The sequence below is a fragment of the Bacillus sp. 123MFChir2 genome (assembly GCF_000383235.1).
Classification (GTDB): Bacteria; Bacillota; Bacilli; order Bacillales; family Bacillaceae_G; genus Bacillus_A.
Genome location: NZ_KB910965.1, coordinates 22,670 through 35,436 on the forward strand (window position 1 = coordinate 22,670; position 12,767 = coordinate 35,436).

The window sequence follows — 12,767 nt, forward strand, 5'->3', positions numbered from 1 at the left end:
CATACTTTAATTCGTCGTTTTTCTAACTCGATCCGCCGTAACTGACAATAAAAACTTCGGCAGCACAAGCTGTCGCTTTATTCTCTTCGGCTGTGTTACCAACCTATATAACCATTCCGTTCCCGTATCTCTCATAATCTTTGGTGCTCTTTTGACATTACCTGATATAATATCGATCATCCCGCCAATACCAATGGACAACGAGACATTTAGTTCTTGAAGATTTTCATAAATAAACATCTCTTGCTTAGGAGAACCCAGGCCTACAAGCAGCAAATGAGGTTGAAACTGTTTGATTTGATCTTTTACTTCTTCGATTTGTTCCTTACCTATAAAACCGTGTCGTCCTTGAAACATGACGTGCGGAAAACTCACTTTTAAATTTTCAATTGCTTTTTCATTATTTTCTGGAGCAGCTCCAAAAAGAAATACGCGATAGCTGTTTTGATTACAATATTCTATTAAGTCATACGTTAAATCTGCACCTGTAACCCGCTCTTTCAACTGTCCTTTTAAAATTTTAGAACCGAGTATAACACCGATTCCGTCAGCTGTAATTAAATCCGCAGATAACAAAATATTTTTGAAGTGTACAGATTCAGCTGATGGCTCTTTCGCAGACATCACAATTTCAGGATTGGCAGTCACAATAAATCTTGGTCTCTCGTTCTTTTCTGCTAACCAATCTTTTAGTATATGTACTACCTGCTTATACTCCAAACTACAAAATGGTATTCCTTTTATGTATTGTTGTTTCATTTTCTAAATCTAATTCCCTTCATATGCTTCTATTATTATGTAAAATTCCGAGTAAGGAAATGAAGTTCTTGTTTGAACTCATTCTTTTCACAATCCTTACTTTGTTCTTCTTCTGTTAAGGCATATTTCAATTGCAAGTAACTACTTAATGGAAATTCGTGTTCAATCCACACTTTTTGATAACCAACTATCCCGTGTCTGCATAACAATTGATCAGCTTCTTTTATAATCATTTTAACAAAGTCAAGAAAATCACAAGTGGTATCTACAATGATTACGCCTTCCTTCCCCTCAATATGGTCTGATGTGTCTTCATATTCTGTTATAGTTAGTGATAATTCCATACTGCCCTGAAGTTTGAGCCTCCAGTTTAAACCAATAGGTTCTTCCTCCCATAAAAAAGTTACAACACGTTCTTCACCATTTAATAAATCTGTTAGACCTCGTAATAAATCTCCAAAAGCATCTGTTACATAACCGGGACTAAATGAAATTTTCTTAGAATCCACTTCAATAAACCCTTCTGCCCAGCCGTGACCGCTTAACTCATATTTAAATTTCATGTATACCTCCTACATAAACACCTGTAATTTCCCCATAGTTAACAGCTACATTTACAACAATTTCTGAAGGCTTATCCATTACATACCCTTTCTCTATTCCAGGTGCTCCTCATACAATCGAACAACCTCAAGCGAGTTATCAAACTCCTGCAACCTTTTCACTAAACTTTCCACACCAAATATTTCTGTAAATGTATGACTGCCTACAATAAGGTTAATCTTCTTAAACTGTGCATATTGAACTGTATATAACGTCTTTTCTCCTGTAATATATGTATCGCAACCACTGTCTAGCGCTGCTTGAATATGATCAGTTGAATGGCCTGCTCCTGTTATAATACCAACTCGTTTTACTTCCTTATCATTATTTTTCCATGCCTTCACCTTTTCACCGAGTTTATTCTCTACTCTTTCTACAAGCTTTGAAAATGGAATTGGATTCGTATATTCACCAATGCCAGGTAATTCTTCATCGTCATAAGAAGAATATGTTATCATTTCATCAATTTCGATTGTATGAAATAACGAAGTACAAGTTCCGAATTTAACAAAATCTAACGGTGAATGTACCCAAAAGTGATTGATGTTATATTCTTTCAATTTTGTTTGACAAGCTTCTTCCATTCCGTATAGAAATTCCCATGCATCATGATGCGTAATCATCATATCTACATTTTCTTTCTTTGCTTCTTCAATCGTCTCAAGCGTTAAATTAGTAGCATAACCTATCTTATGAAAATGTTCATTGCTTCCGTTTGTGATCCCAAATTCATCGCCGTACTTACGTAAATGTTCTCCAAATAGTTCTTCAATATGTTGTTTGAATTGTTGTATATGCATATTTTCCTCTCCCCTTAATTATCTCATTTTCGTAAAATTATAATTCTATGACTCTATCGCATACTTGTGCTACGTATGGATCATGCGTAACAATAACAATTGTCTTTCCCTCTTCATTTAGATTTTTTAAAATTCGTATAATTTCATTTCTATTGTTATCGTCTAAAGAGCCTGTTGGTTCGTCAGCCAATATTAATTCGCAAGGCTTTAGAAGTATCCTTGCTATGGCGACTCTTTGTTGTTCCCCTCCTGAAAGCTCGTGTATTTTTTGCTGTAATGATACGTTCAGTCCAACTTTTTCTAAGGCGGCTGCTTTTAGTTCTTTCTTTTCCTTCTTTGTTTTCTTCGCATAAATTAAAGGAATTTCTAAATTTTTATTTACCGTATCATTATCGATGAGCGCATAATTTTGAAAGAGATACGACATTTTCGTCCTCAGAAGCTTATTTGCTTTACTAGAACCCATACTAGGACTCTCTTCATCAAATAATTTAACGAATCCATTATCTGGATTTTCAAGCATTCCCATAATATTAAGAATCGTTGTTTTACCAGATCCGCTCTTCCCCGTAATTGCAACCATTTCCCCTTCACAAATTTTCAAATTGAACTCATCTAAAACTGCATGATTTCCATAACTTTTACTAACATCTATTAGTTCACATATATATTGCATTTGTTTCTATTAACCTCCCTTTATCACCGTTTTTTTATTTCTTCGTTCCATCGTGATTAATGCGATAATAGACGCGGTAAGCTCAATTAATATAAGCACTGCCACCACTGTAAGTAATTTCATATCAAACTCTTTTTTTACGATGAAGCAAATTGATAGTTGAATAGTCCATGTCAAGACAAATAACAACATGTACCCTCTATACGTTCTAAAAAAACCTACCCCAAATAAACGATGCACCACTATTTTCTGCTGATTTTTATTGAAATACAGAATAATACTTTGTGTGACCAAAAATAATATGCCGGCAATTAATCCACAAGTAACCATGAATAACATTTTTATAAATTGCTGCATATCGTATATATCTTTTAAAATATTTTGATCAACTGTTACAAGATATTTTAAATTATCATCTAATCCTAATCTTTTAAGCTCTGGCTCCAATGCCTTATATGTTAATCCTGCATTTCTGTCAATTAACTTAATCTTTAAAGGATCGTTCGCCCCTCCGCCTAGTATAAGATCTCTTTCTCCAACAAAACTATTCTTTTCTGTCATTACTTCAATAATTTCATCTTTAATCTTATTATGATTAGATTTATATACATTTGGATTGAAACTAAAGATTTCTTGATTATTCTTTATCCAAATCATATCTATTTTTCGATTACGTAAATGATTGGGGACCTCTCTATGCATTCTTTTTTCTTCATATTCTATTGCTGGCTTTCTCCATTCTTCAAACAAGCGGATAATTTCTTTTTCCCTGTTTTGATATTTTTCAGGTACTAACAAAATCCACCTTTCTGTATCTTCTGAAACTTCTACACGTTTATTATGTATGTCATATAGCGGAAATTCGCGAAGGTAATTATTATTCACTGTAACTGACTGCATCCCTTTATAATCCTTGTTTATAGATAATTTTAATTCTTCATAATCCTTGGAATCAATTAATATCGCTCCCATTTTATTTAAAATAGGATACAAATCACCATTTATACTTGATACCACTTTATCCATCCCTTGTTGTTCTTCATCATTCCCTCCAGAAAGCGGATAAAAGACACCATAATCTTTGTTTTTCTCCCAATTTTTTAAATTCGCTTGTTTTTCTTTCACTGTAATATATTGTTCTACAATAGGCGTCCCTAATAAAACAAATATAATAGAACAAGTGATTTTCAATAGCGTATTTAATACAAAAATCCCCTTCGTATCTTTTCTATTTTTAATCATTTGATTGACTTTGATTTTAGAAATATAGAAATAAGCAGCGAGAGATAATATCGTGATGATAAAATACGTCTTACATTGATTGAATACAACAGTATAAATAAACTCCGGCGTTACATTTTTTATAAAAGCTGATACAAGCACTGAAATGAGTAACGATAAAACAAACATTATGGAGATTATTTTTCCTATCACGATAAACCATAAACGTACATTCGATACGCCGTGCATTTTTATAACACCAATTCTTTTCGCTTCGTTAAAAACATAATAAATAAGAAACAACAAGAGAACAATAAATACTATATATTGAATATAGGCTAAAGAGTTGATTGGTGAACCGACAGTATCTTCATTATTGCTAAGATTACGTTTAAAATCATCAGCAACAATATACTGTTTCGGCTTAAAATGCTGATTTAGCTTTTTAGAGAAAATCTTTAAAAATGCATCGTATGATTTATCATCTACTACTTCTACGACATATCGGCCTGCCATAGGTAAATGCTCATATGACGTTTGAAGTGGTTTAATTGTAATCGTATGATTATCTCCAAAGTCTTTAATAATCCCCTTTTGCTTTGACTCCTTCGTATGTACTGTTGATAAAAAAGCATTCCCTTCAAATGTGTCTTTCGGCTTTAACTCATTCCCGCTACTTAACTGAAACTGTTTGAAATATGCCGTTTCAGTTGTTAGTAACACATACTTTAAAATTTCTGCCTGTTCATCTTTGTGATACGTAATATTTGTACGAAAAATATTTGTATGCGACTCCTTTGCTGCATCAAGCAATATAGGATAAATTTCACTAGGATTACTAAAAAGCATCACATTTGGGATAACGAATTCTTTACCTACCTTCTGTTCTACCTTTTCTATTTTTTCGAATTCTTTATGATCGGTTTGTTGAAATGCAATAAACCCTGACAAGATAGAAGCTACAATAAGAAAAAACACAACAACTTTTTTCATGACATCCTCCTCTGTCATATTTTAGTATATTTTCAGAAAAAAGGGAACATCGAGAAGAATGTTGTCTATATACCTTTATTTTTCACTTCAAAATGAAATCTATAGTAACTTGCACATAATAATTCGAAAATTATCGAAAATAAAATTCAAAAAATATAGAATAAAATAAAAAGGAGACTAAACAATGAAAAAAGTAATGAACCTAAATGTGACAAGAGAAACGTATTCTGTTCAAATTAAACATTCGATTTTATTCGAAATGGGATTAGGTATTGCGGCTTTTACGTATTACGATTTTCACCATACTTTTGAAAAGCCGATAGAGTATTGGAAGGAGATTGAGAAACAATTACCTGCGGCCGTTCGCAAAGAGCTACAATATACACATAAGCACAATACATGGTTCGCTTTGCTGCAATTACTTCATTCCCATTCTTTTGATTCTCTTGAAGATTTCTTTTGTTTTCTAGATGAACGGACTGAAGAGGAATTACGCTGGCACTCCTTACCTTATATCGGTTTACAGCATGAAGATAATCGCCGAAAAGCATCCCAGCAAGACGATGAAGCTATTACTTCCCTTATAAAAGCTTGCCAACATCATAAGTTCTTTCCATCATACATAAAGCATATTTCATCTATTGATACTTCCTTGCTTAAACAACATTTAAAAATCATCTCTGAAGGTTGGTATGAAACAGTAGTGCAACCTAATTGCACCGAGTTTACCAGCATGCTTGAACGAGATGCCCAGCAAAAACGTGCGCTTCAATCAACTTATCATCCAGAGGAGCTTGTCAAATATATAACAGGCAGTCCGTATCAACCAGAGCCTTCTATTCATCAAGTGATACTTATCCCGCAATACGTATATCGTCCTTGGAACGTAGAAACAACTTTACCAGGTATGAAAGTATTTTATTACCCAATCTCAGACGATAATGTGAGTGTAATCGAAGACCCATACTCTCCTCCTTCTACATTAGTTCATAGTTATAAGGCACTTGGGGATGAAACCCGATTAAAAATTATAAAGTTGCTTACAGAAAGAGATCACTCACTTCAAGAGCTAACCGAGCAGCTCAAAATTCCTAAAACAACTCTTCATCATCTATCTTTACTTCGAGCAGCTCGCATCATTAGCGGCAAAGGTTCTCGGTATTATATACAGCTTGACCATTTAACTTCTCTTCAAGAAAAATTACAGCGTTTTCTAGAAAAGAGGTGAAAAAATGATAGAAAATCACCATGTATTTAAGAACCATTCTTTTTTATGGTTATGGCTTGGGGAAACTATTTCTGAACTAGGAGGAGCGATAGGTGCTTTATGTAATTCGTTATTATTGTATGAACTGACCGGTTCTAAGTCAGCTATGGGAACGCTATGGCTAACGTATTTTATCCCGTCTTTAATTCTTCAGCTTTTTATCGGCCCATTCATTGACAGGATAAGTCGTAAATATATGATGATGTGGTCTCAAGTTTTAAGAGGAACTGTATTCTTCTTACCTGTCATTCTTATGTTTTCAGGTCAGATTGAGATATGGAGCTTGTTCGTTATTCAAGTCGTACTTGGAATTTTGCAGCCTCTTTACGTTCCAGCTGCATCATCCATGCTTCCTACAATCGTCGAACATCATAAACTCACACAAGCAAACGCTTGGCTTGACGGCACAGTCCGAACAATGAGCTTCTTAGCTCCTACATTGGGAGGACTTATCATTGCTTACATCGGAGCTTCATTTACTTACATAATAGTAGGAAGTTTATTTTTTATAAGCGCTGGTAGCCTTGCTTATCTTCATGAATCTTCAGTTACACATGTTAGTAAACAAGTTACTTGGGGAAAACAAATCATTGCTGGATATCAATATTTTTTCAAACAACGTCCGCTCATTTGGCTTGGATTCTTTACGTCTTTAGTTCAATTTAGCGTTGGAGTAACGATGGTAATCAATGTTCCCTTTATAATAGAAGAATTAAACAAAACATCTTTTTCTTACGGTATTTTCATGGGGAGTTTCCCTTTTGGATATGTAATTGGTTCTTTCCTAGTCGGTAAATGGGGAAATACATGGCCGCAAAGATATATGATGCTTTTCGGTCTATTTATGGGCGGTTTATCCTTTTTCTTACTCGGCTTTGTAACCTCCTTTCCTCTTGCTGTTTTATGCGAAATTCTTGGAGGTATTTCTTTCCCGTTTTTCAATATTCACCAAACGAGTCTTATTCAAAAAATCGTTCCTTCTCATCTAATGGGACAAATATTTTCTGTTCGTCTCTTCTTGATTCGAGCAACTATGCCTTTAGGTATTTTATTCGCAGGGCAAATTGTCGAATTATCTGGCATCCGTTTTTTGTATATTATGATCGGTAGCTTTATTATGATTCCTGCTTTATTCGGTATGTTACTCCCCTTCTTTTCCTTTTTAGATGAGGAGAAAGAAAACATTACTAACACGTAGTTTAAGGTATTGATTAAAGAAGTTCACTTGGATTAAAGGTCCTACTAAAAATGATACAATTAGAGAAAAAACTGTGGAGGAGTCTTTAGTGGAAATAAGAAAATATAATTCTGACGACATCATACAATTAACAGATTTAATGCCAGATTTAGGTTATCCTAGTTCATTAGATGAAATGAAAGTAAGAATGGAACGTATCGAATCTAATCCAAATTACTACACCTTTGTTGCAATAAATGATAAACACTTAGTAGGGATGATAGGAATAACAATTCATACTACATACACAAACAACGATGAAAAGATCCAAATAACCTCGCTAGTTACAAAGAAAGAATATCGCGGTCAAGGTATTGCGAAAGCATTGATTAAATATGTAGAAGAATGGTCTTTGAAAAGAGGCTCTGATTTTATTTATCTTCTAAGTGGAAAAAGTGAAAAAAGAGTAAAGGCACACGAACTTTATAAATTCCTAGATTATGAAATAACTGGTTATAGATTTGTAAAGCATTTGCGGAAAATGGATGCTCTTTAACAATTGGGCGAAATTGTTGAATAATTAAATCCCAATTTCTCATTTATTTCATTGAGGGATTGGGATTTTTAAGGCTGGAATATCCGTAACGTTGTAAGTCACTATAGTACAAAATTACCCATCTACCTTATATTACTTTTCAATCTTGTTATAAGCTATACTACATATTTTTATAAATGATTAAATAATTACGCCTGAGAAACTTCCTTTATAAATACTTATTTACACCTCTAGGAACAACACCATATCGCTTTATCAAAGGCATCTTTAGGAATATATACCTTATTATTTTTAATTTCATATGGAATGTTATTTCTTTCAAGAATATCTGTATTAACAGAATCCACACTGTCACTCCATTGTACCAATTCACCACTGTACCCTCTTGTGTAAAAAAACACTACTAAAATAGCAGAAAAACTTAAACATAAAAATACGATTCGTTTCTTTGTCAAGATTTTTTACCTCCCTATTCATTATACAGCTATATAGAGTTATCCTAGAAACGAATTTCTTGCGTTTATATGTATACAGCAAGGTTGATTAACTCTGACATTGTATAAATAACAATTTTGTAGAAATTTATTTCTCCATTTACCTTATGAAGTAGTTAATTTCATAAATTCTTCGACATCTTTAATGCATAATTCAATTCCTTTTTCCCAAAAAGCTTCCGATGTGATATCTTCTCCTAAATGTTTCATAACTAAATCTTCTGTGGGCATGCTTCCTGAATCGCGAAGCAAGTTTAAATAATCTTTTTCAAATTCTTTACCTTTTTCTTTATATATTTTCATTCATATTTCATAACCCAATATCTTTCCGCAGATTCTCCTTCTTCAACAACCTTCTTCCAACCTTTATTTTCATAGAATTTCATTGCTTTTTCATTCCTAGATACACACTTCAATCTTAATGGTTTATTCATTTTTTCTATAGAGGCATTATGCAACGCTCCACCAACACCCTTACCGGAAAAATCAGGGTGAACAAATAGATTATGTATAAAGTTTTCTGGTAAATATAAAGAAGCAAATCCAAGAATATGATTATTTTCTTCTACTAAAATAATATATTCTTCTACAGTATCCTTATCAAAATCTTCTAGAGTCATTTCTTCTATGTCCGCCCAATGGAAACTTTTACGACGTGATTCTAAATATATCAGCCTTAAAGCAGGGTAATCTAATTCATTTGCTACTCTAACATTCAACTTTTCACCCTCACTTTCTTTTGCGTAATTCATTCAACTTTTGATTTTATTCAGTTCCTTTAAAACAAAATTTTCTCGATGTATCCACCAATTTTTCTCACATTGGGTCATAACCTTTTCATTTTGATTAATCGCATCATTAAGTTTCACCCATTGCGGTGTATATCCTTGTTCAAGCTCATAGCCTTCTAATTTTTGAGCGGTTTTCTCGCCATTCACTTCACAAGAATAATAATGTGAAGTCATTTGAAAGATAGCATTTTCATCATATTCATCTACATACCTTTCAACGACCACACCCATTTTATTTTTAATTACACAGTTAAGATACCCCGTCTCTTCAGCCACTTCTCTCATTAATCCTTCTGCATGGCTTTCATTCTTTTCAATCCCGCCTCCGGGAAATATATAATCTCCCAAATTAGAATGAACGAGAAGAATCTTATTGTCTTGCATAATAATTGCTCTGACAGCTTCTCTGTAGTTGATCTTAACGTTGTTTTCATCAATAATTTCTGAAATTCCTAGTAATGCATGCAAAATCTAAATACCCCCATCCATTAAAAATTGCTAAATATTTTTTATAAAGTAACTTCAAACTCGTCCACATACACTGCACTTCCCGAAATCTTAACCTGTAACGCATCATTCTGTTCTTTTCTCACCATTACTCGCACTCGTCCATCTTTCCCTATTTCGTGCCCTTGCTCTATTAAAAATTCTTTTTGTTCTTTACATTTCTTATCAATAAACGTAACGTAATATGCACCCATAACGCCGGAAGCCGTACCAGTTACTGGGTCTTCAATTGTACCAGCATATGATGATGAAAAATGACGTGCATGCATGTGAGCATTTGAGTCGTATGTTTCGAAACAGAAAGGATGAATGGAGGCTCGGGGCATTTCCGTTAAGATAGATGGAAATAACTTATTGTTAGGCTTCATCTTTTCAAAAGACGCAAGCTGTTTCACTGGAACTAATAAAGTCCAATTCCCTGTACTTCCATATACAATTGGTAAGTTTTCGTCTAAATCATTATCATGTAGACCGATAGAAGTCGCTAATTCTTCTCTTGAACCATCGAATTTTTGAAACTGTGCATTTGCTTGTTTCATCGTTATGTATGGTCTACTATTTGAATCAAGCTCTACTTGTATTGGTAAAACTCCTGCTTTCGTTTCAATTGTAAAGTTTCCTGTCCCTTCTATTAAACCTCTAGTCTGCAATGCGTAAATCGCGGCTACAGTTCCATGACCACAAAGATCCATTTCGAATCCTGGCGTAAAGAAACGAATTCTCCAATCTGCTACGCTCGATTCCATTACAAATGCAGTTTCATTAAACCCTACTTTATAGGCTATGTTCTGCATTTCATCTTCTGTTAATTTGCCCTCCTGTAAAACAACACCAGCCGGATTTCCTTTGTTTGGTTTATCGCTAAATGCATCATAATGATAAACTTTTACTATATTCACTAGATTCATCCCTTCAGCATATAAGATTCAAAAATCTATTACTTCAAACTTCCCATACATATTTCGCAAACCAATCAAATTGAAAAGGCGTAGTAAATTGTTTGTCATTCGCTACTTCATTCCAATATTCTTTTTGCTGATTCATCTCCTGTATCCCATTTTGTTATTATGCAATATTGACACTTGCTTGTTCCATTCAAAATCCATGTAGATCTTCTTTTCTAAAAATAATACCTTCCATTTAATATACCACTTTTCAAAGATAATGTTTTCAATAATCTATTTTTTGTGAAATGTCTTTCATTTAGCAAATGTAGATTTCTATGAAGTAAACAAACTGACGCAAAAAACTATAAATTTTTGGCGAGAAAATCATAAGGAAGAAGTCGCAAGAAACAGAAAAAAAGCTACTAAAAAAGCTGTCCAAACACGTAACCAAAACAAAGCAATCACTAGAGACTTTTCACTTTTCATTTCATATCCCTTTTCCTCTAGGTTCAGATTTCCTCCCATCTCCTAATGCTATAGTAGCTATTCATCATGAAGAACAAGAAGGATTATTTCGCTTCGGACGAGCCTTACTTGACGAAGAGAAAATCATTTTTAAAGAAAAAAGCATTATTAAGTATTTCGAAGAAGCTATTCAGAAATATAAACACATTTATGCAGAATGCTCCTCAATTATGAACCTCCCTCCCCTTACTATTTAATATCACTTTATATACAACGATTGAAGATTTCCTTTATTATTATTCCCTCTCGTTACAGTAATGATATATACTACAATTGCATAGTTACATGAAACTGTATGCATAAAAAGAAGATATTTGCAACATGTGACACCATTTTCATGTATAAGCAAAAATATAAATCGTTAATCTATTAATTTTTGAAAAAAATACTTTGAGGAGAAATTTACGTATGACATATAAACGCAATCGCTTACTATACGCAATAATGACCATCATTGTAATTGTATTTGGGCTAACATCAAGAAAAATGGCTCATGTGTTACCCCATATTTTGAATACATACTTAGGAGATGCACTATGGGCCTTAATGATTTTTATTGGTTTTGGATTTATTTTCAATAGTGCTCAAACAAAAATTGTTGCGTTATTTTCCCTATCATTTTGTTATATTATTGAGTTCAGCCAATTGTATCATGCGAGTTGGATTGATCATATTCGCGAAACGACTTTAGGTGGATTGATATTAGGCTATGGCTTTTTATGGAGTGACTTATTGGCTTATGTGCTAGGCATTGGAGTAGGTGTGATAAGCGAAATATTATTTATATGGATTCGAAAACCTAGCAACCTCGTATAACAATTTTCTAGACCTACATTCGTACACTTGACTAATACATGTAAGCTTAGAATTCTATAAAAAATGCGGCTTTGAAGTAAAAGATCTTTCTCAAAATGGTGCTTGTGCGTACTATGGATTTACAGAAGCAAGAAAACAAGGGCATAGATGAAATAAGAGGAATCAAAAGCGCATTGTATGTAACCTTTTGATTCCTCTCATTTTCTACTTATCTCCTACTAACAATTCCAAAAATAAATTTGAATTCATTACGGTTCTTCTTCATTTTCTTAAAGCCTTCTTTTGTATCTACAATAAAACACGTCTTTCCTACCCAACATCTCATATACGCCGATTCAAAATGAATTGGCTTCAAAATACCACGCTGCTCCGTTTCAGTACCATCATCATATTCTATTTCTGTCCTAACAAGCCACTTATTCCCGATTCCAAATTCAATATACTTCAATTGTAGTTCCCCTTATCAAAATATTCACCCATTTTTATCAACATAATTATGTTATTTGAGACTCCCACGACTAAAGTCGCAAGCCCTAATCCTTACGGATTGACGGGTGGGATTCTTGAATGACTAAACGTTCGCAGTCCATTTCTGTTTTGAACAGACTTCAAGATGAGGGCATCTCATTGCCCCTCCTAAGACAGTGCGTATAGCATCTTAGGCTGATTGACTGTTACCATCAATCACAGTTGCG

The 12,767-nt window shown here is 33.7% G+C and carries 14 protein-coding genes and 2 pseudogenes; 5 read left to right on the forward strand and 11 right to left on the reverse strand.

The genetic code is table 11. The features are described 5' to 3' along the window. Positions 1-6: 6 nt before the first annotated feature. From H280_RS0118090 to H280_RS0118115, 5 genes are all read right to left on the reverse strand, one after another. Positions 7-759: a WecB/TagA/CpsF family glycosyltransferase gene (locus tag H280_RS0118090; RefSeq protein WP_020062539.1), complete on the reverse strand. Its 753-nt coding sequence runs from the start codon at positions 757-759 to the stop codon at positions 7-9. A 35-nt stretch (positions 760-794) separates the two neighbouring features. Further along, on the reverse strand, positions 795-1,322 hold the full coding sequence (locus H280_RS0118095) for a hypothetical protein (protein WP_020062540.1): 528 nt from the start codon (positions 1,320-1,322) through the stop codon (positions 795-797). A gap of 93 nt (positions 1,323-1,415) precedes the next feature. Continuing rightward, complete coding sequence (locus H280_RS0118105; protein ID WP_020062542.1) at positions 1,416-2,162, reverse strand: Nif3-like dinuclear metal center hexameric protein; 747 nt, start codon at positions 2,160-2,162, stop codon at positions 1,416-1,418. 37 nt (positions 2,163-2,199) lie between these two features. Then, complete coding sequence (locus H280_RS0118110) at positions 2,200-2,838, reverse strand: ABC transporter ATP-binding protein (protein ID WP_020062543.1); 639 nt, start codon at positions 2,836-2,838, stop codon at positions 2,200-2,202. A gap of 9 nt (positions 2,839-2,847) precedes the next feature. Continuing rightward, positions 2,848-5,052: a bacteriocin-associated integral membrane family protein gene (locus H280_RS0118115; protein ID WP_020062544.1), complete on the reverse strand. Its 2,205-nt coding sequence runs from the start codon at positions 5,050-5,052 to the stop codon at positions 2,848-2,850. 184 nt (positions 5,053-5,236) lie between these two features. Between H280_RS0118115 and H280_RS0118120 the strand changes: the two genes are divergently transcribed. From H280_RS0118120 to H280_RS0118130, 3 genes are all read left to right on the forward strand, one after another. Beyond that, on the forward strand, positions 5,237-6,280 hold the full coding sequence (locus tag H280_RS0118120) for an ArsR/SmtB family transcription factor (RefSeq protein WP_020062545.1): 1,044 nt from the start codon (positions 5,237-5,239) through the stop codon (positions 6,278-6,280). 4 nt (positions 6,281-6,284) lie between these two features. After that, positions 6,285-7,517: an MFS transporter gene (locus H280_RS0118125; RefSeq protein WP_020062546.1), complete on the forward strand. Its 1,233-nt coding sequence runs from the start codon at positions 6,285-6,287 to the stop codon at positions 7,515-7,517. A gap of 88 nt (positions 7,518-7,605) precedes the next feature. Then, the gene (locus H280_RS0118130; protein ID WP_020062547.1) at positions 7,606-8,052 is read left to right on the forward strand and encodes a GNAT family N-acetyltransferase; all 447 of its coding nucleotides are present in this window, start codon (positions 7,606-7,608) and stop codon (positions 8,050-8,052) included. A gap of 230 nt (positions 8,053-8,282) precedes the next feature. Here the strand turns inward: H280_RS0118130 and H280_RS0118135 are convergent, their stop codons facing one another. The 5 genes and pseudogenes from H280_RS0118135 to H280_RS0118155 form a co-directional block, all read right to left on the reverse strand. Further along, positions 8,283-8,507: a hypothetical protein gene (locus H280_RS0118135; protein WP_020062548.1), complete on the reverse strand. Its 225-nt coding sequence runs from the start codon at positions 8,505-8,507 to the stop codon at positions 8,283-8,285. Positions 8,508-8,651: 144 nt separating this feature from the next. Further along, positions 8,652-8,837, reverse strand: a pseudogene (locus H280_RS0118140) (M3 family oligoendopeptidase); the annotation flags it as partial. A gap of 8 nt (positions 8,838-8,845) precedes the next feature. Next, positions 8,846-9,265, reverse strand: a complete 420-nt coding sequence (locus tag H280_RS0118145; RefSeq protein WP_028411298.1) for a GNAT family N-acetyltransferase — start codon at positions 9,263-9,265, stop codon at positions 8,846-8,848. A gap of 33 nt (positions 9,266-9,298) precedes the next feature. Then, on the reverse strand, positions 9,299-9,805 hold the full coding sequence (locus tag H280_RS0118150) for an NUDIX hydrolase (RefSeq protein ID WP_020062551.1): 507 nt from the start codon (positions 9,803-9,805) through the stop codon (positions 9,299-9,301). Positions 9,806-9,846: 41 nt separating this feature from the next. Further along, the gene (locus H280_RS0118155; RefSeq protein ID WP_020062552.1) at positions 9,847-10,743 is read right to left on the reverse strand and encodes a PhzF family phenazine biosynthesis protein; all 897 of its coding nucleotides are present in this window, start codon (positions 10,741-10,743) and stop codon (positions 9,847-9,849) included. A gap of 921 nt (positions 10,744-11,664) precedes the next feature. Here H280_RS0118155 and H280_RS0118165 point away from each other — a divergent pair. Further along, positions 11,665-12,072: a ribosomal maturation YjgA family protein gene (locus H280_RS0118165; RefSeq protein ID WP_020062554.1), complete on the forward strand. Its 408-nt coding sequence runs from the start codon at positions 11,665-11,667 to the stop codon at positions 12,070-12,072. A gap of 52 nt (positions 12,073-12,124) precedes the next feature. After that, positions 12,125-12,223 (forward strand): annotated as a pseudogene (locus H280_RS26605) (GNAT family N-acetyltransferase); the annotation flags it as partial. Positions 12,224-12,280: 57 nt separating this feature from the next. Here the strand turns inward: H280_RS26605 and H280_RS0118170 are convergent. Next, positions 12,281-12,520: a DUF3977 family protein gene (locus H280_RS0118170; protein WP_020062555.1), complete on the reverse strand. Its 240-nt coding sequence runs from the start codon at positions 12,518-12,520 to the stop codon at positions 12,281-12,283. Positions 12,521-12,767: the final 247 nt, after the last annotated feature.